Source organism: Halomonas sp. SH5A2, from assembly GCF_014263395.1.
Classification (GTDB): Bacteria; Pseudomonadota; Gammaproteobacteria; order Pseudomonadales; family Halomonadaceae; genus Vreelandella.
Genome location: NZ_CP058321.1, coordinates 2,924,030 through 2,950,128, shown reverse-complemented (window position 1 = coordinate 2,950,128; position 26,099 = coordinate 2,924,030). Strand labels below are relative to the sequence as shown.

The window sequence follows — 26,099 nt, the reverse complement described above, 5'->3', positions numbered from 1 at the left end:
TAGACATAGGAGATTTCTCGGTTTTTGGGGTGCGTTGTGATCCTATTGTTTCGTGTTGATCATAGTCATAGCCTTACATGGCGCGCACTACTTTTTGTAACGGCGTCGCGTTTATATGACGTTCATCGTCTACCATTAATTTGACTGCCGCAGCTTTTCCCAGTCATGGGCAATGTCCTCGGCGAGCTCTCGAACAGCGCGGTCATCGACATTGCGCTGCGCATAGGTGCGTAAGCCGATAATATCCGCCTGCAGGCGCCGACCTAGCCGCCGAGGATCAGCATCGGCGGCAATCTCCCCCACCGCCTGAGCGACGGTTAGGCGTTCGATAAATCGACACTCCATTCGTGCTAGCCGATCCTCGACCTGCGGAAGGGCAGTTTGCTCGCGCTCGCTGAACTCCAGCAGGATTTTTACCAGCATGCAGGCTTGGCAGGTTTCGTCACGGGCGCGCAGCCCACCGAGCATACGGATGTAGTCTACAAGACCCCCGAGGGGTGAGGGATCGGCGGATAGCACGCCCTCCAGCTCAGCCATCGCCCGTTCCGCATAGCAGTCAAGCGCCCTGGAGAACAGCTGTTCCTTGCTGCCGAACGTCGCATAGATGCTCCCTGGACGCATGTCGAGGGCATGCTCGATATCCTTCAGCGAGGTCGCGCCATAGCCCTGGCGCCAAAACAGGTGCAGTGCCTTTTCCAGGGATTCCTCGCGTGTATGGATAGATGTACGTGGCATTGACGGTGCTCCAATCGGCTCACGCTGATTATCTGAGCGCGGTCGACTATCGGGTGACGATTGCTTTTGAGTGTTCATTCAAATATTAACTTGAGTGATCGCTCAAAAACAATTATCTTGGGTATCAGCGTGCAGGCAGATGTGTCCATTCTGGTCCTGATCAGCGTTTGGCCTGGTCTGCCACCACGCTCGCATTCGAACGGAGGAACTTATGACTGAATTCAATCTGCACGACAAGAGCAGCGCCCCAGCGGAAAGCCAGCCTCTGCTGGAAAACTCGGAAAAAGCATTTGGCATGATTCCGGCGCTCCACGCCGTAATGGCGGAGGCGCCTGGCCTGCTGGAGGGCTATCAGGAGCTGCACCGGTTGTTTACTGAGAGCAGTTTCGACGCCACCGAGCAGACGGTCGTGTGGCAAACGATCAATGTCGAGCATGAATGTCATTACTGCGTACCGGCTCACACGGGTATCGCTAAAATGACCAACGTTCCGGACGAGGTGACCGAGGCATTGCGTAACGAAACGCCGCTGCCGTCAGCGAAACTGGAGGCGCTGCGCGACTTCACGCTCTCGGTGGTGCGCGAGCGTGGTAACGTCGACGACGATGCCGTTCAGCGCTTCCTCGATGCTGGCTACACCAAACGCCAGATCCTTGAGGTTGTACTCGGTGTCTCGCAAAAGGTGATGAGCAACTACACCAATCATCTGGCGGACACACCGATCGATAAGCCGTTCCAGCAGTACGAGTGGAGCCGCCGCTAAACCGTCTGAACGACGGTTACCGGTGTATATCCCGGGGCAAATCGACTCCCCGGGGTCGACGAGGAGATTGATCATGCAGAAGTTAAGAATCGATCTAGTGTCCGATGTGGCGTGCCCTTGGTGCGCGATTGGTTACCGGCGCTTGGAGCAGGCGCTGGAGATGCTTGAGGGCGAGATTGATGTCGAACTCGTCTGGCAACCTTTCGAGCTCAACCCGGACATGTCGCCCGAGGGCGAGCCGATCCTGGAACACTTGTGCCGCAAGTACGGCCAAGACGCCGCCAGTGTCGAACAGACTCAGCATGAGATGATGGAGCTGGCCGAAGAACTGGGGCTGAATTTCCGCGGCGCCCGCGAGCGCCGTGCGCATAATACTTTCGATGCTCACCGTGTGCTTGCCTGGGCAGCCGAGCAGAATCGAGAGACGCCGCTGCAACTGGCGCTGTTTGATGCCTACTTCGGCGAAGCGAAGCGCCCTGCGGATCCGGTGGTTCTACGAGAGAAAGCCATCGAGGTCGGCCTTGATGGCGACGACGCTGAGGCTATCGCCCGATCCGATCGGTATGCGGACGAAGTGCGGGCGGCAGAACGGCGATTCATGGAGGCAGGGGTTACCGCAGTGCCGGGATTCATCCTCGACGGGCGCTACCTGATCTCTGGCGCTCAGCCAGCCGACGTGCTTGTCGACTCGCTTCGTCAGGTGGCCAAAGAAAACGCTAACAGCATACCTAAACCGCCTGAAGATAAAGTCTCATAGCGCTCTGAGCTGAATTGCACTTAGAAAAACCTTGAGGGCCCTCACTATGAATACAGTGCAAGGGCAGTTTAACCGTCTGTTGGCGTCAACGGCCGTGAAAAACCAATCTCGGGCTAGAACTACTCCTGATAAAGGTGAAGTGGGTGCAGTTGGGTAGCGACGGGACTTCCCGCTTCACGATCGCCAGGGGTATTCAATGGAGGTTTTTACCTATCGCGTTAATTACTTATATAAAGAGCCCCTGCAAAGTCGCAGAGGCTCGAAATATCACATCAGTAGTGAGCTGGATGGCATTAGCCCGGATTTCTCATAGCGCCTCAGCCAGCACCGCACTAACCCGGATTTCTCATAGCGCCTCAGCCAGCACCGCACTAAGGCTGTAATACCACTAAACACCTATTTGCACGGCTTACATTGCCTACTTTTTAACCACTTTCCTTCGTTCAGACACAATTCCCCCTTTCCCCCCATTGTGCCGGGCCGGGGGCGCCCGAGCAGTCAGCTCGGCACCAACCGCCTGATGAGATCGGATAGTTCCGTTTTATAGGGGTAGCTGTCACTCATCAGTACTCGGATGCGACGCGTATTGCGGATGATGACCGCGCCCACTTTGATGAGCTTAAGCCTCAGGTTGCTTGGGCTCATACGCGCGAAGGGTGTTTTCTTCAGGTAAGTGCGTAACCGCTCGAACAGCGTATAGGCGAAGCCCGACAAGATCAGCCGCCACTGATTGGCCCACCAATGAGTGCTGGAGGTACGGTCAGCGAACAGGCTCAGTTGTTGATCCTTGATCCGGTTCTCCATATCGCCCCGAGCACAGTACTGCTCGTAGTAAAGCTTGAAGCCGTCGTCGTAACGGGAACTGATGATAAACCGGGGATTAGAGCCCAACTCGCCTTCTTCTAAACGGGCCACCACCCAGCGTGGATATTTCCAGGAGTGGGCTTGATACTGAAAACGGAACGTCTCCGCCACTTTTCCTCCCACCTGCCATTGGGTCTTGCGCACCAGCATCATGGGGACGTCCACTTCCTTGAGCAGCCGACTGTTCTTACCGATACCCACGATGTAGTCAACGTGATGCCGATCGCACCAGTTCAGCATTCGGGGACGGCAAAAGTGGCTATCACCGCGTAACACGATACGGGTATCGGGCCAGTACTGGCGGATAAAGCGTACCAGTAAGGCGAGGATAGCCCAGCTATGGCGGCTGTCGCTGCGGTCACTGGTGCGCAGATAGCTCACCAGTAAGTGGCGCCCACAGAAGACATACAGTGGGAAGTAGCAGTGGTGATCGTAATAGCGATTAAAGAACTTGCCGGGTTGCTCGCCGTGTACAGGAATATCGGTGCCGTCAAAGTCCAGTACGATCTCTTTCGGTGGTTCGTCATGCTGTTCAATGAAGTGATGCCAGAGCAACTCATGGGCCTTCACCATCGCTTGTCGATCGGCGTTCTGCTCTATCCGGGACAGCGTGGACTTGCCTGCCAGTGCAGCCGCTTCACCGAGCGCCGTCTGAAGCGCCTGATCATAGCGGAGCGCTTCATGATCGTTGAAATCTTCGTAGCCAGCGGCCACGCCGAACACCCGCTGGCGAACTAGGGTGTCGAGCTTATGGCGAACCTGTTCGGGTGCACGGGGATCATGAAGCACCGAGGCCAAACGACGCGTCAGGCGATGTTGTTTATCGACTTCGCGAAGCAGGAGCAATCCGGCATCGGAGGTAATGTGGCCACCGGAGAAATCGGCTTCAATTTGGCGGCGTGAGAGTGGCGAGAAGGTCAGTTTTTCAGGTACCATTTTGGAAGCGGCTGTTGGTGTTGGTTTTTGGTGTAAGGCCCTGAAACTTTAACACTTTCAGCCGCTTTCTTTTATGCGCCGTGAGAAATTCGGGTTAGCTATCTTGATCGTCGAGTAACATCTGGATCATCTCCTCAAGCTCTTCAACTTTTTCTTCGAGGGCTTTAGTTTTACCTTCTTTTTCAGCAGTCTCGATGTAGTTTTCGTTAATTTCGGCCATGTGCTCCTCAATGGCCGCAGAGTCCATGGCTAAGGCAGAGCCCGCCATAAGAGTTGCAAACAGTCCCGTGGTTATTACTTTCATATTCATGGTTATACCTCACTGTATCAAACATTGGGCTTGTAGATTCAACGTAAGATTGCTTACCGTCTAATCGTAGTTATATGTGGGAGATGACGCAAGAAACTTACAGGTCTGTTTGATATCCAAGCGGCGACCGTATGCCCACTGATTGGGACATAGAGAAAAACCATGGCGAATGTCGAGTCGGACCTGCACAGAACGACTTACCAACTCGGGCTGCTGCCATGGTTTGCCGAGGATACGCTGGTGCTTGCCTCAATGTTGATATAATAGAGATTCCGCCGCCGCTGGCGCGTGTGGAGCGGCATGTGGGAAATCGGCGAACACCTGGGCAGTGGTTTGTTGATGGTACGGTTAACTGGGTATTGGATGAACCGCTATAACCCGTAGCGATTCATCCAATCGACGATGGCCTGGCCGATTTTTCTCGGCTGGTCCTCCTGAATGTAGTGCAGGCCTGATCCCACAAACGTGGTTTCCAGGTTTGGCAGTTGTTGGCAATATGATTCCGCGGCCTGTGCGGGAATCATAAGGCCGGGGTCTGCGTGAATCAGCAGCTTGGGCAAGTTGGTCTGCTGTAGCCATTCCATGTAGGCCGTTTGTTTCTGGTAGATGGTGGCGGGCTCTTGGCCGATGCACAGGTTCTGCGGGAATTTGCACAGAATGCGGCGCGATTGCCGGTCCGTCCAGGGGGCGCGATAAGCGTCGAGTTCGTGGGCTTCCAGTTGTCTGCAAATCATGGCCGGCAGGATACCCTCCACAAACTGGTTTTCGTCCATCATCATGCGTTCGGCATTGGCCTGTGATGCCCGCAGGGTCTGGAAAAACGCCCGGGTCTGGGGGTCGAAGGCCTCATACTCGGTTATCGGCGTCAGCATGGCCTCCATAAACGCCAACCCCTTGATGCGCTCGGGGTGGCGGTGGGCGTAATGGAAGCCGAAAAACGACCCCCAGTCGTGGCAGACGATGGTGATGCGGTCCAGCCCTAGGGCTTCAATAAAGCCGTCCAGATAACGGATAAAATCGTCAATATCGTAGGCAATATCGGGCTTGTCCGACATCCCGTAGCCGATCAGGTCAACGGCAATCAAACGGCCCTTACCCTCAAGTGCCGGCAGAATATTCCGCCACAGGTAAGACCAAGTAGGCTGCCCGTGCAGTAAGAGTATCGGGTCGCCAGTGCCGTGTTCCACGTAATGCATGCGCGAACTCAGTACATCCGCGAAGTGCGAGGGGTAGGTGAAGTCCTCGGGTTTTTCAATGGTCATCATTTAAGCGCTTTGATAATTTCTAAAGCATACAACCTGTGTATAGCTCATAGGTCAATGTAAATTGGCGAGTTTTTTCCTTTCATTGATTAAGGTGCAGCCAGCGGGCGAGCCTGGACCTGGGACGGTGGCTGATGAACCAGGGCAACCACACCATAACCCCCAGCATAGCCAGCCCTGCGACGACCGTCAGTAACGGATTCAATGTAAGAGTGTTTCCCAGTCCCGCAAACACCACCGTCATAGGCAGCATGCCGGTCAATGTGGCGAGGGCAAAGCGCCAGGCGTGAATGGCGGTGACGCCAGCGGCATAACTGATCAGCGCAAAGGAGAAAACCGGTATCAGCCGGGTCAGCGAGATGGCAAAGGTCAGAAAACGTTGGGAGCCATCGCTCGCCAGTACCGGATTGTCCGGGAAATGTTTGCAGATCGCCTCGCGCCCCAGGTACCGGGCAATCCAGAACGCCGCCATGGCCCCCAGCAGCGCGCCGATGGCCGCTATGACGGTGCCAGGAAAAATCCCGAAGGCCAGGCCTGCAGTAGCACTGACCGGCAGCGTCGGAATCGGGCCAACCACAACGGCAATGATCATCAGCAGCATAAGCAGCAGTGGCCCAACCGCCCCCTGAGTCCTCAGCCATTGCGCAAGGGCATCCGGGCTGAAGTTCGACGGCAGGCCCAATAGCTGTAACAGCCACCAGGCACCTGCAAGCGCGATGGTTACCACCAGCATGATGGCGATTCTAAGTGCCATTCAACCTCTCTTTTTTCAGCCGGAAACGATGAGCAATCGGAACGGGCAGTGAGTCTTGCCGGCATCCGGGTCAAGAAGTAGGAGCCTAACAAGTAAACTGAATGAAGCCTCAAACTAGGCTATCGATCCAGTTGGATAACACTGACGGTCAGGTCTGCCAGTATGCCGACCAGTAGACGCGGATAGCCAATGGATACTCAAACCTTAGCATTCCAAACTAGCGGCAGTCAGAAGGACTTATCGCAATAAACGCTATGTGAGGTTTGCAGAGCATGCTCAATGTCATTGGCATCGGTTAACGGCACTTCTCCGATGACTTTGCCATCGAACGGCGAGGTTACTTCAAGCTTATTCATGTTCTTATTTCCTTCTTTTACGAGGCAACCATGGCCCGGTTCAGTCAGGCAATGTTGCAGTAGCTGTTCGAAGTCGTCTGCGCTTTCAGGCCGGCGTCCATGCTGACCAGAGCGTTGTCGAGCACCACTGTATTGGGTTGAGCCCTGTAGTTGCGAGCAAACCAGATTTTGTAAATGCCACTATCCAGCGCCACGATGCCGCCTTAGGCATAAGCTGACGCAGGCTGAGCACCAGGCGCTCCAGGCTGTTGGCGATATCGCCAATGACTCCCTGCTGAGGGTAGTAGACCGCATCCACCGCCGGGGTCACGTAGTTAACATGAATCACCTGCGCCCAGCTCGTGACGGGTTAAAATCAGCCGGATGGAAGAATCCTTGAGTGCGTTCAAGAAATCTAGGTTCTCTTCGCCCGGCACCCCAAAAATATACTTCACCCCTTCACTTTCCAGTGCCTGGACGAATAGCTCGGACGCCTTCATGGCATGTGTGCTCCTATTGTTTGATCTTCGGTTTTGCGGTCTGAGGCGTTCGACTCACTGTTTTCGATCTGCGTGACCTCTTGGTTGGGTTGAAAGGAGTCAGGGCTGGCCTCCTTAAGATAAGCGCTGTAGCGCTCGGGCGCGTGCTCTGGTCTCAGTAGCGAACCGGCCGGCACATAAGGAAATATCTGGTCGTAGCGGCGTATCTCAAATTGGCTGACCCGGCGGTGCAGGTGCGTGCGGTTGAGCAGACGTGTGTGTCTGAGCCCGGTGGAACCCAGCAGATCGGCTGTGGCCATCAGAGTTTTTTCGTGAAACTGAGCTACTCTGGCGGCTTTGTCGGTGACCACCAGCCCTTTGTAGAGCTTGGGGTTCTGGGTAGCCACGCCGGTGGGGCAGTGGTCGCTGTGGCAGGTCAGCGACTGCACGCAACCCAGGGCCAGCATCATGCCGCGGGCGCTGTTGCACAGGTCGGCACCCAGCGCCAGGTGCTTGAGCAGGTGAAAACCGGTAAAAACTTTGCCCGAGGCGATCAACTTGACGCGCTCGCGCAGGCCAAAGCCGATCAGGCAGTTCTCCACAAACGCCAAGGCTTCGCGCAGGGGCATGCCGACCGAGTTGGTGTACTCAAGCGGTGCTGCCCCGGTACCGCCCTCACCGCCGTCCACGGTAATGAAATCCGGCGTTGTGCCGGTGGAAACCATCGCTTTGCAAAGGGCGATAAATTCGCTTTCGCGCCCCAACGCCAGCTTGAAACCTATGGGCTTGCCACTCGAAAGTTCGCGCAACTGAGCGATAAATTCCATCAGCCCACGGGGGTTATTGAAAGCCCGGTGGGTGGGAGGCGAGTCCACTTGCACGCCAGCCGGCACCTCGCGTATGCGGGCGATTTCCTCGGTGTTTTTGCCAGCAGGCAATATACCGCCGTGGCCCGGTTTTGCGCCTTGGGACAATTTGATCTCGATCATTTTGACGGTATCGAGTTGGGCCTTTTCCCTGAACTTGTCTGCATCGAAGTTACCCTCGTTGGTTCGACAGCCGAAGTAGCCGGTGCCGATCTGCCAGACCAGGTCGCCACCTTCTTCGAGATGGTAAGGGCTGATGCCGCCCTCGCCGGTGTTGTGATAAAAGTTACCCATATTGGCACCGCGGTTGAGCGCCAATATGGCATTGCGGCTCAAGGCACCAAAACTCATGGCGGAGATATTTAAAATGCTCGCACTGTAGGGTTGGCGGCAATCGGGCCCACCGATAGTGACGCGCAACTCATCTACTTCCTGGCCGGTAATCGCCGAGAGCGAATGACCGATCCACTCATAGCCTGAATGATTAACGTCCACTCGGGTACCATAGGGAACGGCATCGGGTACGCCTTTGGCCCGCTGATAAACGACATTGCGGAACATGCGGTTGATGGGCGTACCGTCTGTGTCTGATTCGGCAAAGTACTGGCGAAAGAAAGGCCTTAGGGCCTCCATGATCCAGCGGCCTCGTCCGATCAAAGGGAAGTTACGCAAGAGACTGTGATGCTTTTGCAGAGTGTCGTAGAGCCCTAGAAAAAATAACGGCAGCACCAATATCATCAGCCAGAGCGCCGGTGGCCATAGGTAGCACAGCAGAAACAGGGCAGCGAAAAAGAGTGTGGACAGAGCGAGATACGTTTTGAGCATGCTGGCCTCTTTTGCAGCGAGGTTGAAGCTTTCCTGCCAGGGGGCATCGCTGTTCTGTTATGGTCGTTATCCATGCCTAACATGGCAGCTATTTGATGTTCTTGTTACAGGGCTCTCATCTCTTTTTGCATTATTTCAATAAACTAGGGAGAGAAAGCAATAGACATACGTAATATATAAAAGCCAACACCGTGGCGATTTTCGCCTGTCGCGTTAATTGTTACCATAATATAACGAGCCTCGGCGAAGGCGCAGAGGCTCGAAGTATCACATCAGTGACCTGGATGGCATTAGGTATCTTGATCGTCGAGTAACATCTTGATCATAGCCTCAAGCTCTGCAACTTTTTCTTCGAGGGCTTTGGTCTTACCTTCTTCTTCAGCAGTCTCGATGTAGTTTTCGTTAATTTCGGCCATGTGCTCCTCAAGGGCCGCAGAGTCCATGGCCAGAGCAGAACCCGCCATCAGGGTTGCAAATAAGCCAGTGGTTATCATTTTCATTTTCATGGTTACACCTCGTAGTATCATGTAGTGGAAGCTGTAGAACTGACAACAGATTGAGGTGTTGCTCAGTCTTGGTTATTTGTGGAAGATTATGCAAAAAACTTACAGACTTATTTAATAACCAAGCGGCGACCTTATGCCTACTGATTAGGACATAGAGAAAATGTTTAGCCCGCACAGCAGGATAGCTGCTTGACATCCTTGGTGAAGGTCTGAGCGCAGAGCTTGAGGCCTTCCACCATAGTCAGATAGGGAAACAGCTCGTCACTCACTTCCTGCACGGTCATCCTGGCCCTAATTGCCATCACGGCGGTCTGGATCAGTTCACCCGCCTCGGCTGTGACCGCCTGCACGCCCAGTAAACGTCCCGAATCGCGGTCAGCCACCATCTTGATAAAACCATGGGTGTCGAAGTTGACCAGCGCCCTGGGCACGTTTTCCAGGTCGAGGATGCGGGTATCGACAGCGTAACCATGCTCTTGCGCCTCGGCTTCCGTAAGGCCCACTGTGCCCACCTGGGGATCAGTAAAAATCACGCCCGGCATGGCGCTGAGGTCCAGGGTAGCTTCGCCGCCGGTCATGTTGATGGCGGCGCGGCTGCCCCCGGCGGCGGCCACGTTCACAAACTGCGGCTGATCGGTACAGTCGCCGGCGGCGTAGATGCCCGGCACTGTTGTTTGCAGGTGTCTATCCACCTGAATCGCGCCCTGGGCGGTTTCTACGCCGATGTCATTAAGGTTCAGCGTCTCGGTGTTCGGCGTGCGTCCAGTGGCCACCAGCAGTTGGTCGGCCCGCAAGGTTCCGGTATTGGTCTCCAGCACGAATTCATTATCGCTGTAGTCCACCCTGCTCGCCTGGGTCTGGTTGAGCACTTCGATGCCTTCGCGGCGAAACGCGGCGTCCACCGCATCGCCAATCGCTGGATCTTCGCTCGATAGCAGTCGGCTGCGAGCCAGCAGTGTGACTTGACTGCCCAGCCGGGCAAAGCCCTGGGCCAGCTCCAGCGCCACAAATCCGGCCCCGATCACTACCAGTCGGTCGGGTATAGCAGCGAGTTCCAGCGCGCTGGTTGACGTCAGGTAGGGCGTGTCCGCCAGACCCGGTATGTGCGGCTGCGCCGGGCGGGCGCCGGTGCCGATAAAGGCGCGATCGAAGTGAATCGTCTGCTCGCCACCCTTTGTCAGGGTGACCGTCAGGTGCTGGGCATCGGCAAACCGGGCCTCCCCGTGCAGCACCGTGATGGCGGAATGGTCGCCTAGAATTCCCTCGTATTTGGCATCCCGGAGTTCCTCGACACGGGCCTGCTGTTGCGTGAACAGTGACGCCCGATCAACCACGGGCGCCTGGGCGCTAAGGCCGCCGTCGAAAGGGCTCTCCTTGCGCAGATGGGCAATGCGCGCAGCACGGATCAGAATCTTCGAGGGCACACAGCCGATATTCACACAGGTGCCACCGATGGTGCCGCGTTCGATCAGGGTGATTCGAGTACCGCGCACGGCGGCTTTCAGGGCGGCAGCCATGGCCGCGCCACCGCTGCCGATCACGGCAATATGCAGGTTGTTGTCATTCATGAACGTTACTCCTTGGTCGACGGGCTATTACAGCAGGCGTCGTGTTTCTTCTTGCGCCATACGGCATAGCAGGTCAGGCCAATAAAAAAGACCAGGGCGGGCAAGAGCACATAATCGAGATAGCCGGTCAGCGCCGCCAGGCCTACTGCTGCAAGCAAAACAACCAATATCGGTGTAAAGCAGCAAAGCGCAATCATTAGGGTGCCGATCACGCTCACCCGCAGGAGGGTTTTGGGATTTTTCATATTTACTCCGTGTCAGTATACGAGTAGATAGGTTAACCTTACTTCCGTACCTGACTACGGAGTCAATGGCAATGGCCACAGCATCCATGTCCACAACGACCATGACCATCGGCACCCTGGCAAAAAAAGCTGGAACCCATGTGGAAACCATCCGCTATTACCAGCGGAGGGGGCTGCTACCGGTTCCGCAGAAACCTTTGGGCGGTATCCGGCGCTATAATGAAAATGCCGTTGCCCGGCTGCATTTCATCCGCTCGGCCCAGTGGCTGGGGTTCAGCCTGGAAGAGGTTGGTGAATTGCTGAAACTGGAAGACGGCACCCATTGTGATCAGGCTCGGTCGCTGGCCGAGCACAAACTGGTTGATGTGCGGGGCAGGATAGCCGGTCTGCTGCAGATGGAGGCGACGCTTGGAGACCTGGTTGAGCGTTGCCGGTGCAGTGACGACCCGCAGCGATGTCCGATGATTCATTCGCTACAGGGTAAAACTGACTTCTTGGACAATAGCGCGGAGATATGACCGGGAAACAATCCCCGTGCAACGAACTCACAAATAGCGGCTCGACCAGGCCACCAGCATTTCCGCCACATAGTCAGCATCTATTGGCTTGGAAAGCAGGTGATCAGCGTTGTCCAGGGAGATAAAGCTCTTCGGGTGTTTGGCAGCCTGAAAGATGGTGGCCGCTTCACTTATATCCACGATCTGATCCACCGGGGAATGGAAAATAACCAGTGCCTTATGCAGGTTGCCGATATGATCCGGGGTATTCCATTGCTCAAGGTCCGCCAGCATCTGCCGCTTTACCTGGAACTCTCGCCCGGCAAGGGTTACCTCGGCCACGCCCGCATCCTGGATCTCGCCGGCCTTGTCATCAAACAGGTGTCGCACATGCTGGGCGGTGGCCGGTGCGCTGATGGTAGCAATCGCCTCAACCGATTCCATACGATGGGCCACGGCCAGTACGGCGGCCCCACCAAGGCTGTGACCAACCAGGATGCGGGGGGCCTGGTAATGTTCCTCAAGAAATTCACCGGCGGCAACAAGATCGTCAAGGTTGGACGAAAAACTGGTATTGGCGAAGTCCCCGTCGCTGTTACCCAAGCCGGTAAAATCAAAACGCAGCACGCCAATGTCATGTTTGGCGAGCGCCCGTGCGATGCGAGACGCGGCGGCAATGTCCTTACCGCAGGTGAAGCAATGGGCGAACAAGGCTATGGCTCTGGGTTTGCCTTGGTCGGGAAGCTCCAGCAAACCAGCCAGTTTCTGCCCTTGTGTGTTAGTGAATTCTACTTTGGATCGTGTCATGGCATTTTCCTTTATATATTTTCAGGTCGAGGGTAAACCAAGGCATGATGTCCGATTTTTTGGGGACATCGCATGTAAAATTCTGGTTGTTATTGGTGAAGGTTCAGCCAACGGGCCAGCCGGGACTTGGGGCGGTGGCTGATAAACCAGGGTAACCACACCATAACCGCCAGGATAGCCAGCCCCGCGACAACCGTCAGTACTGGGTTCAGCGTGAAGCTGTTCCCTAGTCCAGCAAATACGACGGTCATGGGCAGCATGCCGACGAATGTGGCAAGGGCAAAGCGCCAGGCGTGGATTGCGGTGACGCCAGCGGCATAACTGATCAAGGCAAAGGAAAAAACCGGTATCAGCCGGGTCAGCAGGATGGCAAAGGTCAGAAAGCGTTGGGATCCATCGCTCGCCAGCAAGGGGTTGTCCGGGAAGCGTTTGCAGACCACCTCGCGCCCCAAGCATCGGGCAATCCAGAACGCCGCCATGGCCCCCAGCAGTGCACCGGTGGCCGCGATGGCGGTGCCAGGAATAATCCCGAAGGCGAGTCCTGCGGTAGCGCTGAGCGGCAGTGTAGGGATCGGGCCAACCACAACGGCAATGATCATCAGCAGCATAAGCAGCAGTGGCCCAATCGCCCCCTGACTCTTCAGCCATTGCGCAAGGATATCTGGGCTGAACCCCGAGGGTAGGCCCAATAGCTGTAACAACCACCAAGCGCCTGCAAGCGCGATGGTTACCACCAGCAAGATGGTGATTCTAAGTGCCATTCAACCTCTATTTCGCAGCTGGAAACGATGAGCAATCGGAACGGTGTGGGCCGTGAGTTTTGCCGACAACCGGGTCGAGAAGTGGGAGATCGATCCAGCTGGATAATACTGACGGCTAGGCCCGCCAGGATTCCGTTCAGTAGATGCGGCTGGCCAATGGGGACTCAGGTCTTAGTGTTCCACACCAGCATCTTTTCGATCCAATCTTGTACGGCATGCCTCCTAGGCCTTAGCCGGAGCGCTTGAGGCCGCCAAACGGCATGCCGTCAGTCTGGAATGCGGTGTGCAGATTGACCATTACTGCCGAGGCATCAATGCCGGCAAATACCTGCTCGGTAATGTGCAGTAAGTCTGTTTAAACTGCTGTCTGGAACGCATAGGGTAAGCTATTAGCCCTTTCAATGGCCCGCGGCAGATCGGTATAAGGGTAAATATACACCACCGGCCCGAAAATCTCTTCAGTGCTCACGCGCGCGTGAACCAGCGGATCAAACAACACAGTTGGTGTATAGCAGTTGCTAGGGGACTGGGCACGTTTCGAGTGACCATCCCCTGCAGCCAATGCGAGTTCTCACAAGGCTTGCGGTTTAGTAGGGCCTACCTCAGCTTACGGTAAACTTCGGATAGCACGTAAATGCCAGTGGGTTTAATCTTAGCTTAGTATGCTATCTGCCAAGAGCAGATGAGATCGAATACACAGCAACTTGCAGGAGACTATGACATGCAGAACAACAAACAGTCGCCTCGCTCATGGCGCCGCTATGGCATATTGGGTGTGTTTCTGGTTGCGTTGCTAGGTTTTGGTGCTGTTCAGCTGTGGCCTGCGGCGTCACCCGTTGCCGAAGCGGAGCCTGTTTTTGCTGAAGACGGCATCGCCATCCGGGGTTATGATCCTGTCGCCTATTTCACGGCAGATAAGCCGGTCGCTGGCAGTTCGGCGCACGCGTTTGAATGGAACGGCGTGACGTGGCACTTCGCCAACGCCGAGCACCGTGAGCGCTTTGCGGCTAAACCGGAGATGTATGCGCCAGCCTATGGTGGCTACTGCGCTTGGGCGGTGGCTGAGAAAGGTGAACTCTGGTCGATTGATCCTCATGCCTGGCACATCGTCGACGGCACGCTCTATCTCAACTATAGCGACGCTATACAGCAGCGATGGGAACAAGATATCCCCGGCTTTATCAAAAAGGGCGACGAACGCTGGGCTCAGATCATCGTCGATTCATGACCAACTATCGCGCCATATCAGAGGCAAAAGTGGCATTCAAAAGTCGATATAGGATTGTCATCCAGACTAGTGAGCACATGACTAAGCATGTGTCTGAGAGTCCGGTGAATCAATCGATCTTGTTATTGCGCAATAAGTACGCGAGTTCGTCGGCAAACGATTGATTCCGCTTGGAAACTGTAGAAGCGGCTCTCGCCTCTTCCTCGTCCAACTAAGGCAGTGATCCCTATGTCATTCGCGGAGGCACTCGGCGGATGCACGATTTTAGGTTGAACAGGGCTTTTTGAAGAAGTCAGTGGACCTCGTCGCCCTGTTTGATACGTCCTTGTATGATGCCGTAGTTGCGGAATGCGAGGACACATGGCCGCAGGCATGTCACGCGCTCAGCGCACCCTTTATAGTGTTCAGGGACTCATCGTTTGTGCGGTCAAGGAACATACAGAAAAAATTATGGCCACTGTCGATTGGCAGTTTGGCTAAAGCGGCGTGTGTGAATATGAAGACAATTCGCAAGAAAACGCATCATGCTCCTTAATTTGAGCGTTACACAATGATGAATAATAGCGCAGAGGGAATCAATTACCATCCTTAGCAGGGCTGAGTTTTTTGCGATAAGTGTCTGGATCATCGCCAAACTTGGCCTTAAAAGCGGTGCTGAATTGACTACGACTCAGGTAGCCGCAGCGTTCGGCAATCCGCTGGATTGTCAGTGAGGTGGTGTTTAAAAGGCGCGCGGCGTAACGAAGACGTAGTTCGGTTGAAAATCGCTGTGGCGGCATCCCAAAAGCACGTTTAAAACGTTCAATAAAGACGGTCCGACTCATATGACAGCGCTCGGCGAGTTGGTCAATGTTCAAACGTTGCATTCTGTTTTGTGTCATGGCCTCAATTGCATTGCGTAGTTCCGGTGCTTCCAATGTTAATAGCCATGGATGTTCTGGTGTATTCGCCTGGAGCTCGCGCAGCAAAAGAATGAAACATTGTTTCATTAAGGCTTCGAGCATTGCGGTGGTGCCAAGCGTTGATAATTCTAGTTCTTGAAATAATTGATGAAAAAGGTGCCGGATATCTGCATTCGAATTTTCAAGGTAAATAGGGACGTGCAAGCGGTCAAAGGGTGAGCCGCCAGTCAGTGAGTCGACTTCCAACAAGCCACATAAAATGACAACGCCTGGCAGTGTTGTATCGGTATGAGTGCGTATCCAATGCGGCGAATGTGCAGGTGTGCATTGATTAATGCCAAATGGTTCGCCTGCAATCTCGTCAATGGTGAGAGAGTAGTCGGGTGGGCATATAACTAAACTGCCAGCATTGAGTAACGTTCGATTATGATCTTGGTCTATCATACTGCCCCTCCCGCGCAATATGTAATGAAGCGATACTGTACCAAGCTGGGGTGTCTGCAACGGCCAGCCGCGTCGTATGTCGCACACGGCAAATGAAGTGACATTGATCAATAAGTCTTTAAGAGTGTTTTCAAGCATAACAATCACCAATGATCCGAACGATATAGCACGCTTCTAGGATTTTTGCTGCAGTATTTGTATCTAGAATCACTAGGGTAAAACACTTCAAGAGGATTTTCTTTATGTGCAACCATCATAGTGACCAGAAACCGGTAGCCACATTGCATAAAGTAGATGAAGGACGACGCCGTGTATTGGCGGGAGGTCTTGCCGGTATTACAGCTGCCACAGTGGGCGGTTTTTCAAGCGCTGCGATGGCACAAGGCGCTGAAAAAGATCCATATGCTTCGCCAGCAGAAGGGGCTTTACCCGAAACAGGATTCCAGTTGGATATTAGTCGCGCAGCCTTGGTTGTCACTGACCCCCAAGTGGATTTCTTAAGCCCCGATGGGGTGACCTGGCAAGTTGTTGGGGAAAGCGTACAGGAACACAACACGGTAGAAAACATTCGCCGTTTATTCGAGGCCGCTAAACAGCGGGGTGTAACGGTAGCGGTGTCGCCTCATTTTTACTATCCGCACGATCATCAGTGGACGTTCGGCGGTCCGCTAGAAAAAATGATGCATGGCATTGGTATGTTTGATCGTGAAAATCCGCTCTCAGCTTTGCCGCGTAACACTGGCGCTGATTTCATGCCGCAATATAAAGAATATATTGAAGATGGTGAGACAATTATTACGTCTCCACATAAAATTTACGGTCCTGAGCAAAATGATCTAGCACTTCAGCTACGTAAACGTCGCATTGATCAGGTTATTTTGGCTGGCATGTCGGCAAATTTATGTGTCGAATCGCACTTGCGAGAGCTATTAGAGCAAGGGTTTGAAGTTGTCGTTGTGCGCGACGCTACTGCCGCGGCAAAATTGCCTGAAGGAGATGGTTATTTGGCGGCATTGACTAATTTTAGGTTTATTGCTAATGCGCTTTGGAGTACCGACGAAACTGTTGCTAAATTGCAGGGCTGAAAAAATAAAAAGAGCAATATAATTAATAAGGTAAATAGTCTCTCCAGAAAGTTGGATTTTCAACTTTCTGGAGTTGAATAGTTGATGGTTAGCGATTTAAAGAAATGTCATGCCACCACTGGACGTATTTTCCTTTTTAATGTAAAAAACTAATTAATGACTGATTTTTATGTGTTGAATAGAATTTGGTCGTCATTGTTACTGCTTGCGCGCTGAACATTTATACAGATACTTTATAAACTGCTGAGAAATTTTTTAACTGTCAAAAGTAGATAATTTCTACAGCTTTCGTGATCAGCCGTCTTTACTTTTATCCGGATTTACGGTTTTGAAAATTACTCTTCTGTGCCCAATAGCGCAGCGTCGACGGATGAACGCCAAAATCGTCGGGTAACGTAATACCCAACTGTTCGCAAAGCAGGCCCAGCAGCGCCATATGATGGATGCTGTGGCTGGTTAAAAACGCCAGTTCACGGCCCAGGCTGGTGGGCAGTGCAGCCGCGCTTTCAGCTTGGTCGCTCTTAATCGGGTAGCTGAGTGTTAAAGGGGTATCCTGAGACATTGAGCATAATGCTTTCAGCCCCGCCTGCAGAGATTCAATGCGTTCACCTGCGCGGTCAGGCTGAGTTTCCAGCGCGGTTTCCCGCTGGCGCTGTTCATAATCGAAGGTAGCCTGAGTGGGTGCTGTCGTGCAGGCATCTAGCAGGGTCTGGTAGTGTTCAAGGATATGGCGAACGTGCTTGCCCAGCGACTGAGTCGCCTTGGCGCCGAGCGGGCGTTGGTAGTCTTGTGCAGACACGTTGCCCAATAGCTCGGCTAGCTGCGCAAGTGTTTGCACGTTTTCGTCAATCATTGGCGACAGTGATGATGTCGACATGGTCGTTATCCTCTCGGTGAAGTGTGCCGGTGCGGACACCGGCACAGAAGCATTTACTTCGGCGTGCAGGGCTGGTGTTAACCGGCTTCAGCACCGCCTTCGCCTTCTGCTTCTCCCTCACCTTCACCTTCACCTTCACCTTCGGCTTCAGCTTCACCCTCAGCGCCGCCTTCGGCGAGCATCATGGGTGCTTCCTGCATTGAGGTGAACCCTTCGGTGGGTTCGTCGGCCTGGGCCTGAAAGGCCAGACCACTTGCTACCAGAGCTAGTGCAGGCGCGGTATAGCCGAACTGACGGCTGAGACGGCTCAGTAAACGACGTTTCGCTTCGTGTTGAGACATGTTGCTTCTCCTTTTGGTATTGCTAGCAAATGCGCCAGATGGCGCGTCTTCCTGCCGCTAGACCGCGGCCTGGGAAGAAGGTAAAGACAGTGTTTGGTTAAGCCACTGGGTAATGACTTCGACCTGTGTAGTGGCCAGTCGAGCGCAGTGCGGGCCTTGTGTCATTTGTTGCAGCGCGGCTAAGGCAGCCGGGCTTAATCCTTGATCGTGCTCTATAGCAACAGGCAGCAGGGCGCCTAACAACGCCAGCGACGAGGGTGCCTCATGGGCGTCGCTATGCTCCGCATCCAGCCATAGAAGCCCGCCACAAGAACCGCGTTCCTGAAATAAGAACCCGGTATCTTTCAGAGGCAGGTTAAGCGGTTCCAGGCTGTCGGGCGCTGCCAGTGAGAGACGAGCACCGCGTGTCAGAGCAAAGCCGTTCTGTTCCGCTATGTCCCTGAGCGTGACCAGTGCTTGGCCAGAATCCCGGGCAGGCAAGATGCAGGCGATATGTCTCTCCTCTCGGCTCAGCAGGACAACATCGAGCACCAGGTGCCGGTCACACACAGCGTTGTACAAGCAGTGCTGTGTAATGACGGGAACGATGTCGTCAAGGTGCAAGCGCGAGCGAATCACCCGACTGTCGCTAGTCAGGCAATAGCCGTTGGCGCTTTCCAGGACATGCAGCGACGTGTCAGAGATTGTCTCACCGGCTTCCAGTAGCGGTGCCAGTGTGTCGGCAATGCGTTTTGCTACCGGACCTTGTGGCGCACTGAGCGAAAAGCGGCGCTGGTCAAAGAACAGCGTGCCGTGCCAGGTGTCCGGGTGCTTGCGGGAGGGGCTATTCGTACCAGCCGCTGATGTTTCACGATCGTCGGGGGCGAGTAGGCCTTTCTGCCACCAGAAGGAAAGTGTGTTCCATAGGTCGTTTTCCAGCGAAGGAGTTTCTACTTGCCCGCCACTTGCGGCATGCAGGTGCTCAAGAATTGTGTCAGGCGTTTCGCCTTCGCTTGCCAGCAGCCAGATCAACGCGGCACTGTCATTCAACTGAAAATAGTGGCCGCTGGTATGGTGATAAAGTGCTAGGCGTTCGCCTTCGATAATCTCGCTGACGTCATGGGCTTTAAAACGCATTACCTGATTATACTGATCAGCGGCCAAATGATAATCCGCCAAGCTGGGCAGTCCGATGAATGGCTGATAGCGGCTAACGTCTGGCGCGGGATACAGCGGTACGAACCCACCGGCGCGTCCTCGCTCGGCCGCCAGCGCAGCGGCATCGAAAGTCGCTGCTTCGCGGGGCGGTTGATCCAGCCCCATCAGGGCAATCATATCGCTTACAAGATCGCGCTTGACGGCTTCCTCGACGACACCGCCGTGCTCGGGCTTGGCGCAAGTCCCCAATGAGGGGCTGAGGTTGCACTCCAATATCCATGGTTTGAGCTGGTCGTCAATCAAGCAGTCCAAGCCGACGAGTTCATAGCAGCCGCGTGGGTCAGCCTCGTCTTGCTGGGAGCGCTGACGCATCGTGTCGACGCCTGAGAGTGCCGTCAGTGTGGCAACATCATGCAACTGGCGGAATAGTGCTTGATCGTCGTGCCCTTGTTCACGTAGCCACTGGCGGTATCGGTCGAGATCGATAAATTCAACCGGTACCTCGGCATCCAGGTTGAGGGCGTTGATGTCAGGGTTGGTCAGTTGGCTAAACGGATTATCGTAATCGTCAGGATCCCAAGGCTCAGAGGCCAGTTTGGCAAAGCCTTGGCGGTAGAGGTAGACACGCAGTGGATCAATACTGGCGATCAGCATATAAAGCCGCAGCACGTACTTATGCCCGCGGATGGTATGCGGGTTGGCAACGTACTCCTGTACCAGCCAGTTGGGGGCCAAGGGGGCGGTTGTCGGGTCGTGGAGAACCTGAACCCCCTGGCCTTTGGAGGCGTTGGTCGGCTTCAATATCCAGCGTTTTTCAGGATGCGTTTCTGCGTCTTCCACCAGCGCCGGGTAGTCGTGGGGCATTTCGTAGGCGCGCGGGAAAAAATTCAGCCGTTGGGTATTGGCATGACCGTCATCATAGTGGCGCATCGTGCGGTCGCGCATAGCGCTGAGACCCGCATGCAGGCGACTTTTGACGGTCAGTGCCGCGTTGCCTGGAATGTGGTTCATAACCCGGCTGGGCGACGTTGCCTTGAACGCTGACTTGGGCGGCATGCCCGTCACCCAGGCGGCTTCCCAGTGATGTTCGTCGCCTTCCTGCCAACCCTGCGCTTCCAGCGTTTGACGGAAAAACTGATCCTGCTCGGCATGGCGTTTACCGCTTAGCCAGAAGTATTTTGATGTCGAGGAATACGCGCTCATCCTGGGCTCCTTGCGAGTCGTTACTGAGTGAGTGGCCGTTCAACGCGAATGCTTACAGGGAATTGGCAAAGAATTTTCCGGCAGATCCTTGATATCAACATAGTCCCGAATCGACATAGTCCCGAATTAACATAGTACCGAATTAACATAGTACCGGTGCCGTTGGTCGGATAATGGTTTTAACGATACTCTTATGCCAAAAAATCACTTTAAGTGTGGTTTTATATGGCTCATTATTCTATTAATGTACCAATCGTTCCATGGCTTGTCGCCATTCCATGAAAATATGGCGTTCAACGGTACCTCTGGAGGTCCTATGTCACGCTTACTATTTAGCTTAATTGGCGCGCTTGGGTTTTCCGCCCAGGCTTTTGCGATTGAAATGACGCCGCTAGTGGATGCGCAGTGGTTAAACGACCATCTCGATCAGGAAGAGCTGGTGGTGTTGGACGTGCGTTCCTCGATAGATAATGGCGGTGATGCGGATAGTTTCGCCGACGCGCACATTCCCGGTAGCCGCTATTCGAGCTACACTGATGACGGCTGGCGTGAAACCCGCGACAGCGTTGCGGGCCTGATGCCCGACGTGAGTGAGCTAGAGTCGCTGGTGGGTGGCTTGGGTATTGATAACGACAGTGCCGTGGTGATCGTACCCGCAGGTACGGGGGCTACCGATTTTGGCAGTGCAGCACGGGTCTACTGGACGCTTAAGGTGTTGGGCCACAATGACGTTGCCATCCTTAACGGTGGCTTTGCCGGTTGGCAGCAGCAGGGCTATGACGTGGCAAGCGGCGAGCCTGAAAGCTACCCCAGTGTTGAGTTTGATGCCACTCTCCGCGAAGAGTTGATTGCGTCCACCGAGGACGTTGAAGCTGCTCGAGAAAGCCAGGCGCAGCTAGTCGACGCCCGGCCAACTGATTATTTTGTCGGTGATAACAAGTCATCTGCCGCGCGGGTCGCTGGCACCATTCCCGGTGCGCGGAGCCTGCCTCATCAGTCACACTTAAACGACCAAAATGGCGCTTACTATCTCGATGTTGAGGGCTTGCAGTCGCGCATCAATAACGCGGAGCTGGACAGCAGCGAGCGGACGATTGCCTTCTGTAACACGGGCCACTGGGCCGCTACTGATTGGTTCGTGTTAAGCGAAGTGGCCAACTTCGACAACATCTCTATGTACGACGGTTCGATGGCTGCCTGGACCATTAGTGACTCTCGCCCGGTGCAGCTTGCCCGTGATGGCATCAAGCAGGTCAAAGAACTGTTAAATTAATTTCCAGCCTTGTTGCCTCTGTGCCACTGGCTTGGCAGCGCCGAGCCAGTGGTAAACACGTACTTTGCGGATTTCCTGCCTTTACGTCACTTCGGCGGTTTGTCTCAATTGACGTATGTCCTTTTTGCCAGCAACGGGCACCTTCTCCCCAATCTCCTCTGCGCCGTGTTAAATTACGCCTGTAAGATCATTCTCCTGTTCAAAGATGGGATATACAGCCAAAGAGTGGTGTAAATGACGATTGGCAGACCCTTACAGCATCAGCCAGAAGCAGCGCTAAAGGCGGCGATCCAAACGTTTTGGCGCTATGGCTACTATCATACCTCGATGCGCGACCTGCTCGACGCCATGGCGTTGTCCCGCAGCAGTTTGTACCAGGCGTTCGGCAACAAAGAGGCGCTGTTTTTATTGGCGCTTGAAAATTACCGTGAAGAGCTGCTGGTAAATCTAGCTGAACAGTTGAAAGCCTCGCCTGATGCGTGGTCATTTATTGAGCAGCTGTTGACGTCAGCCGCCGATACCCAGAGTGAACAGGCATCGCTAGGTTGTTTGCTGTTCAATTCTGCCACCGAGCTGGGGGGAGAAGACTCGCTGCCAGCGCAAACCGCCCGCGATAGCGTGGCGAGCATCACGGACTTCTTTCGTGGCGTCATTGAGCGCGCTCAGCGTGAGGGCAGCATTTTTGAAACGCGCGATCCGCAAAGCGCCGCGCAGTTTTTGACGCTGTCGATGTCAGGGCTGCGGTTATTGATGAAGAGCGGAGCCTCCAAGCAAGAAGCGCAACAAATGGTCGGCTATATCCTGCGTGGGTTGGCTTAAGCCTCCTACGAATGTCTAACTTCGTGACACAAGGCTATTTCGGCACATGGAAAGTACGCTGTTATTAGGTTTTTTGGCTAGCCTGGTGGCCGGGTCCTTGACCGCTGTTGGTGCGTTGCCGGTACTTTTGGGTAAATCCCCTGACCGTGGGTTTCGCGATCTCTCACTTGGCTTTGCGGCTGGTGTGATGTTGGCGGCGTCGTTTTTTTCGCTGATTATTCCGGCGCTGGACGCCGCTGAAATATTCTATGCGGGCGGCCCGATACCCGCCGCCATCGTCTGCGCGGCCATTTTGCTGGGTATGGGGGCGATTGCGCTGCTCAACGAGTGGCTGCCTCACGAGCATTTTCAGCAAGGGCGGGAAGGGCCAGAAGCCGTTGCACTGAGGCGGGTATGGCTATTCGTGTTTGCCATCGCCATTCATAATCTGCCTGAGGGCATGGCGGTGGGCGTCAGTATTGGCGCCAACGGCCTGGAAGGTGGCATGCCCTTGGCGATCGGCATTGGCCTGCAAAACATGCCGGAAGGGTTGGCCGTTGCCATTGCGCTGATGGGAGAGGGATATTCCCGAGCGCGTTCCTGGTCGATTGCCGCGCTCACCGGGTTGATCGAGCCCATTGGTGGGTTGTTTGGCGCCAGTATTATCTCCGTCTCGCAGGTGTTGCTACCCTGGGGCATGGCCTTTGCCGCCGGTGCCATGCTCTACGTGATCAGTCATGAAATTATCCCCGAAACCCACCGCAGCGGGCATCAGAAAAAGGCAACGTTTGGCCTGGCGATTGGCCTGGTGATTATGCTGTTTCTGGATGTGTGGCTAGGTGCCTAGTCGCTTGAGCCGCCGCCATTAGCGCAGCGCCTCCGCGCCGCCGTGGGCGGTATCGTGGCCACATAGCCGGTGGTCGCTCAACACTTCAATGATCCGACACTGCGCGACGCTATTGCCGTCGCACTGGGCAACTGTGCGCTCCAGCTCTTCGCGCAGTACCATCAGCCGCTGAATACGCGACTCCACCTCCGCCAGATGCCGCCGTGCCAGGCTATCCACGTGATGACATGGCCGTGTAGGGTGATCGGCCATGTCGAGCAGCTCTCGCACGGCGTCCACCGAAAAGCCGAAATCCCGTGCATGGCGAATAAACATCAGACGCTGCACGGTTGTTTCGCTATAGCGCCGTTGGTTGCCTTCGTTGCGTAAGGCGTCGGGCAGCAACCCGATGCGCTCGTAATAGCGTACAGTTTCAGGTTTGCAGTGGGTGCGGCTGGCGAGTTCGCCGATGCCAATCGTGTCGGTGTTGGGCGTGCGGGTCATGGCTTGAACCTCTAGTGACTACAGGTATTACGCTATTCCCACGATAGTCGACCGGGAAGGATGATGCCATGACCACTCGCCAGCAAGACACCCGCGACACCGCGCGCCTGAATGTCCAGGGCATGGACTGTGGTGGCTGCGAGCGCAAGGTAGAGGCAGCGCTTGAAGGGTTGCCGCAGGTTGAACAGGCCAGCGCCTCAAGCATGAACGGTACGGTGAGTGTGACTGCCCATGCCGACCAAGCTCTGGACCATGACACCCTGAAACACACGCTTTCGAAGCTCGGCTACCCGGTGGTTGACGCTTCGCCAGCGGCAGCATCGACACTGCGCTGGTGGAGCACGGCAAAAGGGCGGCTGGTAGTGGTAAGTGGCGTGCTGCTGATGGTGGCGTGGCTGTTGACCTGGCGCCTGCCTGACGTGGGGGCCTGGCCATTCATATTGGCCACGCTGATCGGTTGGGTGCCGATCGGGCAGGCGGCCTGGCGCTCGCTGCGCATGGGCAACCCGCTGACCATTGAAATGCTGATGAGTATCGCAGCCCTGGGGGCTTTGACCATTGGGGCCGCTGCTGAAGCGGCGATGGTCGTGTTTTTGTTTGCGGTGGGTGAATTGCTAGAAGGGGTGGCGGCCGGGCAGGCCCGGCGCCGTATTGCCGCGCTTGGCAATCTGACACCGGCGACGGCGCGTCTGCTAGAAGGGGAGGCCATCCGCGACATAGCGGCGGATACGTTGACGCCAGGCCAGCGGGTATTGGTGCGCCCGGGTGATCGCGTGCCTTGCGATGGGCGTATTGTCGCCGGAACCTCCCATCTCGACGAGTCGCCCATCAATGGTGAATCGGTGCCTCGGCAGCGTGCCACCGGCGAGGATATCTGGGCAGGCACGGTCAACCTAGACGCAGCGTTAGAGGTGGAGGTCACCCGCGGTGCCGCCGACAATACCATTGCCCGGATTATTCACCTGGTCGAAGAAGCGCAGGCTGCCAAAGCGCCGGTGGCACGCTTTATCGACCGGTTTGCGCGCTGGTACATGCCGTTGGTAGTGGGAGTGGCCGTGCTTGTCGCGGTGGTGCCGCCCTGGCTGACCGGGCTTGCCTGGTCGGATTCGGTCTACCGGGCGTTGGCACTGCTGTTGATTGCCTGCCCGTGTGCGCTGGTCATCTCGACGCCTGCGGCCATTGCCGCGGGGCTTTCAACCGCCGCGCGGCGTGGGCTTTTGATAAAGGGCGGCGCGGTGCTCGAACAGCTGGGTAAGCTTAAGCGCGTGGCGGTGGATAAAACCGGCACCCTGACCGCGGGTGCTCCCAGCGTGACGGATGTTGAAGCATGGGCCGAGTCGCGGGAGGCCGAGGTGGTCAGGTTGGCCGCCGCGCTGGAGCAAGATTCCAGCCACCCGGTGGCGCGGGCCATTGTTCAGCATGCAAAGCAGTTGGGTCTGTCGCTGGGCAGGGCATCCGACGGCCAGGTTCAGGCCGGGCAGGGCGTCAGCGGTCGATTCGAGGGTCGAACGTTAACCCTGACAAGCCCGCGCCATTGGCAGGGTAATGAAACCCAGTCAGCGCGAATTGCCGCGCTGGAGGCCGAAGGTAAAACGGTGGTCTTGTTGCTGGCTGAAGGAACGGCGCTTGGCGTGTTGGCGCTGCGCGACGAGCCCCGCGAGGACACGCCTGCCGCGATTGAAGCGCTTCACCGCCTGGGTGTCAGCGTGGTGATGCTCAGCGGCGATAACGCGCGCACGGTAGCGGCCATGGGTGAGAAGCTTGGCATTGAAGCCGAGGGTGAACTGATGCCCGAGGCCAAGGCACAGCGTGTACGCGATTGGCAGGCGCAGGGATTTGGGCCAGTGGGTAAAGTCGGCGACGGTATCAATGATGCCCCTGCGCTGGCCGCAGCGGACGTGGGAATCGCAATGGGCGGCGGAACCGATGTGGCGCTGGAAACCGCCGACGCAGCTCTATTGAGAAATCGCGTTATGGGGATTGCAGAATTAATTGCGCTGTCGCGGGCGACGCTTAACAACGTCAAGACCAACGTGGCGCTGGCGCTGGGCTTCAAGGCGTTGTTTTTGGTGTCAACCATGCTGGGTATCACCGGCATGTGGGTGGCGGTGATGGCTGATACCGGTGCTACCGTGTTGGTGACCCTTAACGCGATGCGCCTGTTGGGCTATCGGTTTCGCTCACCGGCCGTTACGCAAGGCCGGTGAGCGG

29 protein-coding genes are annotated in these 26,099 nt (G+C 55.4%); 9 read left to right on the top strand and 20 right to left on the bottom strand.

Annotation, left to right across the window (positions count from 1 at the left end; translation table 11 throughout):
• Positions 1-135: 135 nt before the first annotated feature.
• On the bottom strand, positions 136-735 hold the full coding sequence (locus tag HXW73_RS13720; RefSeq protein ID WP_186253623.1) for a TetR/AcrR family transcriptional regulator: 600 nt from the start codon (positions 733-735) through the stop codon (positions 136-138).
• Positions 736-946: 211 nt separating this feature from the next.
• Between HXW73_RS13720 and HXW73_RS13715 the strand changes: the two genes are divergently transcribed.
• Positions 947-1,498 carry a carboxymuconolactone decarboxylase family protein gene (locus HXW73_RS13715; RefSeq protein ID WP_186253622.1) on the top strand — a complete coding sequence of 184 codons (552 nt, stop codon included), beginning with the start codon at positions 947-949 and terminating at the stop codon, positions 1,496-1,498.
• A gap of 73 nt (positions 1,499-1,571) precedes the next feature.
• Positions 1,572-2,255, top strand: coding sequence for a DsbA family oxidoreductase (locus HXW73_RS13710; protein ID WP_186253621.1), 684 nt, complete (start codon positions 1,572-1,574; stop codon positions 2,253-2,255).
• Between the two features lie 498 nt (positions 2,256-2,753).
• Here HXW73_RS13710 and HXW73_RS13705 read toward each other — a convergent pair whose 3' ends face one another.
• The 11 genes from HXW73_RS13705 to merF form a co-directional block, all read right to left on the bottom strand.
• Positions 2,754-4,055, bottom strand: a complete 1,302-nt coding sequence (locus tag HXW73_RS13705; protein WP_186253620.1) for an IS1380 family transposase — start codon at positions 4,053-4,055, stop codon at positions 2,754-2,756.
• Between the two features lie 94 nt (positions 4,056-4,149).
• Positions 4,150-4,365 carry a hypothetical protein gene (locus tag HXW73_RS13700; protein ID WP_186253619.1) on the bottom strand — a complete coding sequence of 72 codons (216 nt, stop codon included), beginning with the start codon at positions 4,363-4,365 and terminating at the stop codon, positions 4,150-4,152.
• A 371-nt stretch (positions 4,366-4,736) separates the two neighbouring features.
• Positions 4,737-5,630 (bottom strand): haloalkane dehalogenase, encoded by an 894-nt coding sequence (locus HXW73_RS13695; protein WP_186253618.1) that lies wholly within the window; start codon positions 5,628-5,630, stop codon positions 4,737-4,739.
• Between the two features lie 79 nt (positions 5,631-5,709).
• Positions 5,710-6,381, bottom strand: a complete 672-nt coding sequence (locus tag HXW73_RS13690) for a TVP38/TMEM64 family protein (RefSeq protein ID WP_186253617.1) — start codon at positions 6,379-6,381, stop codon at positions 5,710-5,712.
• Positions 6,382-6,608: 227 nt separating this feature from the next.
• On the bottom strand, positions 6,609-6,737 hold the full coding sequence (locus tag HXW73_RS17965) for a hypothetical protein (protein WP_274600564.1): 129 nt from the start codon (positions 6,735-6,737) through the stop codon (positions 6,609-6,611).
• 85 nt (positions 6,738-6,822) lie between these two features.
• A complete protein-coding gene (locus tag HXW73_RS13685; protein WP_186253616.1) occupies positions 6,823-7,065 on the bottom strand; it encodes a hypothetical protein in 243 nt (80 codons plus the stop codon).
• Complete coding sequence (locus HXW73_RS13680) at positions 7,052-7,216, bottom strand: thiamine pyrophosphate-binding protein (RefSeq protein WP_222105008.1); 165 nt, start codon at positions 7,214-7,216, stop codon at positions 7,052-7,054. The genes HXW73_RS13685 and HXW73_RS13680 overlap by 14 nt, the downstream gene beginning before the upstream one ends.
• Positions 7,213-8,886 carry an FMN-binding glutamate synthase family protein gene (locus tag HXW73_RS13675; RefSeq protein ID WP_186253615.1) on the bottom strand — a complete coding sequence of 558 codons (1,674 nt, stop codon included), beginning with the start codon at positions 8,884-8,886 and terminating at the stop codon, positions 7,213-7,215. The genes HXW73_RS13680 and HXW73_RS13675 overlap by 4 nt, the downstream gene beginning before the upstream one ends.
• Before the next feature lie 290 nt (positions 8,887-9,176).
• A complete protein-coding gene (locus HXW73_RS13670) occupies positions 9,177-9,392 on the bottom strand; it encodes a hypothetical protein (protein ID WP_186253614.1) in 216 nt (71 codons plus the stop codon).
• A gap of 164 nt (positions 9,393-9,556) precedes the next feature.
• Positions 9,557-10,960 (bottom strand): mercury(II) reductase, encoded by a 1,404-nt coding sequence (gene merA / locus HXW73_RS13665; protein ID WP_186253613.1) that lies wholly within the window; start codon positions 10,958-10,960, stop codon positions 9,557-9,559.
• 5 nt (positions 10,961-10,965) lie between these two features.
• Complete coding sequence (merF, locus tag HXW73_RS13660) at positions 10,966-11,205, bottom strand: mercury resistance system transport protein MerF (RefSeq protein ID WP_186253612.1); 240 nt, start codon at positions 11,203-11,205, stop codon at positions 10,966-10,968.
• A gap of 71 nt (positions 11,206-11,276) precedes the next feature.
• On the opposite strand from merF, the gene merR reads away from it, so the two are divergent.
• Positions 11,277-11,723: an Hg(II)-responsive transcriptional regulator gene (gene merR / locus HXW73_RS13655; protein ID WP_240538639.1), complete on the top strand. Its 447-nt coding sequence runs from the start codon at positions 11,277-11,279 to the stop codon at positions 11,721-11,723.
• Between the two features lie 27 nt (positions 11,724-11,750).
• On the opposite strand, the gene HXW73_RS13650 is transcribed toward merR, so the two are convergent.
• The 3 genes from HXW73_RS13650 to HXW73_RS18060 form a co-directional block, all read right to left on the bottom strand.
• Positions 11,751-12,509, bottom strand: coding sequence for an alpha/beta hydrolase family protein (locus tag HXW73_RS13650; RefSeq protein ID WP_186253611.1), 759 nt, complete (start codon positions 12,507-12,509; stop codon positions 11,751-11,753).
• A gap of 89 nt (positions 12,510-12,598) precedes the next feature.
• The gene (locus HXW73_RS13645) at positions 12,599-13,270 is read right to left on the bottom strand and encodes a TVP38/TMEM64 family protein (RefSeq protein WP_186253610.1); all 672 of its coding nucleotides are present in this window, start codon (positions 13,268-13,270) and stop codon (positions 12,599-12,601) included.
• Positions 13,271-13,625: 355 nt separating this feature from the next.
• On the bottom strand, positions 13,626-13,769 hold the full coding sequence (locus HXW73_RS18060; RefSeq protein ID WP_446719013.1) for an aldehyde dehydrogenase family protein: 144 nt from the start codon (positions 13,767-13,769) through the stop codon (positions 13,626-13,628).
• Between the two features lie 222 nt (positions 13,770-13,991).
• Between HXW73_RS18060 and HXW73_RS13635 the strand changes: the two genes are divergently transcribed.
• The gene (locus HXW73_RS13635; protein ID WP_240538638.1) at positions 13,992-14,498 is read left to right on the top strand and encodes a YHS domain-containing (seleno)protein; all 507 of its coding nucleotides are present in this window, start codon (positions 13,992-13,994) and stop codon (positions 14,496-14,498) included.
• A gap of 575 nt (positions 14,499-15,073) precedes the next feature.
• Here HXW73_RS13635 and HXW73_RS13630 read toward each other — a convergent pair.
• On the bottom strand, positions 15,074-15,982 hold the full coding sequence (locus HXW73_RS13630; protein ID WP_186253608.1) for a helix-turn-helix domain-containing protein: 909 nt from the start codon (positions 15,980-15,982) through the stop codon (positions 15,074-15,076).
• 104 nt (positions 15,983-16,086) lie between these two features.
• Here HXW73_RS13630 and HXW73_RS13625 point away from each other — a divergent pair, with 104 nt between their 5' ends.
• Positions 16,087-16,929 carry a cysteine hydrolase family protein gene (locus HXW73_RS13625; protein WP_186253607.1) on the top strand — a complete coding sequence of 281 codons (843 nt, stop codon included), beginning with the start codon at positions 16,087-16,089 and terminating at the stop codon, positions 16,927-16,929.
• Between the two features lie 310 nt (positions 16,930-17,239).
• On the opposite strand, the gene HXW73_RS13620 is transcribed toward HXW73_RS13625, so the two are convergent.
• The 3 genes from HXW73_RS13620 to HXW73_RS13610 all read right to left on the bottom strand — a co-directional run bounded on the left by HXW73_RS13620 (position 17,240) and on the right by HXW73_RS13610 (position 20,487).
• Entirely contained in the window at positions 17,240-17,806 is a 567-nt protein-coding gene (locus HXW73_RS13620) for a DinB family protein (RefSeq protein ID WP_186253606.1), read from the bottom strand.
• 77 nt (positions 17,807-17,883) lie between these two features.
• The gene (locus tag HXW73_RS13615) at positions 17,884-18,147 is read right to left on the bottom strand and encodes a hypothetical protein (protein ID WP_186253605.1); all 264 of its coding nucleotides are present in this window, start codon (positions 18,145-18,147) and stop codon (positions 17,884-17,886) included.
• A gap of 57 nt (positions 18,148-18,204) precedes the next feature.
• Positions 18,205-20,487, bottom strand: a complete 2,283-nt coding sequence (locus HXW73_RS13610) for a PqqD family peptide modification chaperone (protein ID WP_186253604.1) — start codon at positions 20,485-20,487, stop codon at positions 18,205-18,207.
• 316 nt (positions 20,488-20,803) lie between these two features.
• Here HXW73_RS13610 and HXW73_RS13605 point away from each other — a divergent pair, with 316 nt between their 5' ends.
• The 3 genes from HXW73_RS13605 to HXW73_RS13595 all read left to right on the top strand — a co-directional run bounded on the left by HXW73_RS13605 (position 20,804) and on the right by HXW73_RS13595 (position 23,405).
• Positions 20,804-21,760, top strand: coding sequence for a sulfurtransferase (locus tag HXW73_RS13605; protein ID WP_186253603.1), 957 nt, complete (start codon positions 20,804-20,806; stop codon positions 21,758-21,760).
• A gap of 234 nt (positions 21,761-21,994) precedes the next feature.
• A complete protein-coding gene (locus HXW73_RS13600) occupies positions 21,995-22,579 on the top strand; it encodes a TetR/AcrR family transcriptional regulator (protein ID WP_186253602.1) in 585 nt (194 codons plus the stop codon).
• Between the two features lie 46 nt (positions 22,580-22,625).
• Positions 22,626-23,405, top strand: coding sequence for a ZIP family metal transporter (locus HXW73_RS13595; RefSeq protein WP_186253601.1), 780 nt, complete (start codon positions 22,626-22,628; stop codon positions 23,403-23,405).
• Positions 23,406-23,423: 18 nt separating this feature from the next.
• Here the strand turns inward: HXW73_RS13595 and HXW73_RS13590 are convergent, their stop codons facing one another.
• Entirely contained in the window at positions 23,424-23,888 is a 465-nt protein-coding gene (locus tag HXW73_RS13590; RefSeq protein WP_186253600.1) for a MerR family transcriptional regulator, read from the bottom strand.
• 68 nt (positions 23,889-23,956) lie between these two features.
• On the opposite strand from HXW73_RS13590, the gene HXW73_RS13585 reads away from it, so the two are divergent.
• Complete coding sequence (locus HXW73_RS13585; protein ID WP_186253599.1) at positions 23,957-26,095, top strand: heavy metal translocating P-type ATPase; 2,139 nt, start codon at positions 23,957-23,959, stop codon at positions 26,093-26,095.
• Positions 26,096-26,099 lie beyond the last annotated feature (4 nt).

Excerpts from the sequence above, each read along its gene's own strand:
- HXW73_RS13720 (WP_186253623.1), bottom strand. The coding sequence starts at position 735 with ATGCCACGTACATCTATCCATACACGCGAGGAATCCCTGGAAAAGGCA.
- HXW73_RS13715 (WP_186253622.1), top strand. The coding sequence starts at position 947 with ATGACTGAATTCAATCTGCACGACAAGAGCAGCGCCCCAGCGGAAAGC.
- HXW73_RS13710 (WP_186253621.1), top strand. The coding sequence starts at position 1,572 with ATGCAGAAGTTAAGAATCGATCTAGTGTCCGATGTGGCGTGCCCTTGG.
- HXW73_RS13705 (WP_186253620.1), bottom strand. The coding sequence starts at position 4,055 with ATGGTACCTGAAAAACTGACCTTCTCGCCACTCTCACGCCGCCAAATT.
- HXW73_RS13700 (WP_186253619.1), bottom strand. The coding sequence starts at position 4,365 with ATGAATATGAAAGTAATAACCACGGGACTGTTTGCAACTCTTATGGCG.
- HXW73_RS13695 (WP_186253618.1), bottom strand. The coding sequence starts at position 5,630 with ATGATGACCATTGAAAAACCCGAGGACTTCACCTACCCCTCGCACTTC.
- HXW73_RS13690 (WP_186253617.1), bottom strand. The coding sequence starts at position 6,381 with ATGGCACTTAGAATCGCCATCATGCTGGTGGTAACCATCGCGCTTGCA.
- HXW73_RS17965 (WP_274600564.1), bottom strand. The coding sequence starts at position 6,737 with ATGAATAAGCTTGAAGTAACCTCGCCGTTCGATGGCAAAGTCATCGGA.
- HXW73_RS13680 (WP_222105008.1), bottom strand. The coding sequence starts at position 7,216 with ATGAAGGCGTCCGAGCTATTCGTCCAGGCACTGGAAAGTGAAGGGGTG.
- HXW73_RS13675 (WP_186253615.1), bottom strand. The coding sequence starts at position 8,886 with ATGCTCAAAACGTATCTCGCTCTGTCCACACTCTTTTTCGCTGCCCTG.
- HXW73_RS13670 (WP_186253614.1), bottom strand. The coding sequence starts at position 9,392 with ATGAAAATGAAAATGATAACCACTGGCTTATTTGCAACCCTGATGGCG.
- merA (WP_186253613.1), bottom strand. The coding sequence starts at position 10,960 with ATGAATGACAACAACCTGCATATTGCCGTGATCGGCAGCGGTGGCGCG.
- merF (WP_186253612.1), bottom strand. The coding sequence starts at position 11,205 with ATGAAAAATCCCAAAACCCTCCTGCGGGTGAGCGTGATCGGCACCCTA.
- merR (WP_240538639.1), top strand. The coding sequence starts at position 11,277 with ATGGCCACAGCATCCATGTCCACAACGACCATGACCATCGGCACCCTG.
- HXW73_RS13650 (WP_186253611.1), bottom strand. The coding sequence starts at position 12,509 with ATGACACGATCCAAAGTAGAATTCACTAACACACAAGGGCAGAAACTG.
- HXW73_RS13645 (WP_186253610.1), bottom strand. The coding sequence starts at position 13,270 with ATGGCACTTAGAATCACCATCTTGCTGGTGGTAACCATCGCGCTTGCA.
- HXW73_RS13635 (WP_240538638.1), top strand. The coding sequence starts at position 13,992 with ATGCAGAACAACAAACAGTCGCCTCGCTCATGGCGCCGCTATGGCATA.
- HXW73_RS13630 (WP_186253608.1), bottom strand. The coding sequence starts at position 15,982 with ATGCTTGAAAACACTCTTAAAGACTTATTGATCAATGTCACTTCATTT.
- HXW73_RS13625 (WP_186253607.1), top strand. The coding sequence starts at position 16,087 with ATGTGCAACCATCATAGTGACCAGAAACCGGTAGCCACATTGCATAAA.
- HXW73_RS13620 (WP_186253606.1), bottom strand. The coding sequence starts at position 17,806 with ATGTCGACATCATCACTGTCGCCAATGATTGACGAAAACGTGCAAACA.
- HXW73_RS13615 (WP_186253605.1), bottom strand. The coding sequence starts at position 18,147 with ATGTCTCAACACGAAGCGAAACGTCGTTTACTGAGCCGTCTCAGCCGT.
- HXW73_RS13610 (WP_186253604.1), bottom strand. The coding sequence starts at position 20,487 with ATGAGCGCGTATTCCTCGACATCAAAATACTTCTGGCTAAGCGGTAAA.
- HXW73_RS13605 (WP_186253603.1), top strand. The coding sequence starts at position 20,804 with ATGTCACGCTTACTATTTAGCTTAATTGGCGCGCTTGGGTTTTCCGCC.
- HXW73_RS13600 (WP_186253602.1), top strand. The coding sequence starts at position 21,995 with ATGACGATTGGCAGACCCTTACAGCATCAGCCAGAAGCAGCGCTAAAG.
- HXW73_RS13595 (WP_186253601.1), top strand. The coding sequence starts at position 22,626 with ATGGAAAGTACGCTGTTATTAGGTTTTTTGGCTAGCCTGGTGGCCGGG.
- HXW73_RS13590 (WP_186253600.1), bottom strand. The coding sequence starts at position 23,888 with ATGACCCGCACGCCCAACACCGACACGATTGGCATCGGCGAACTCGCC.
- HXW73_RS13585 (WP_186253599.1), top strand. The coding sequence starts at position 23,957 with ATGACCACTCGCCAGCAAGACACCCGCGACACCGCGCGCCTGAATGTC.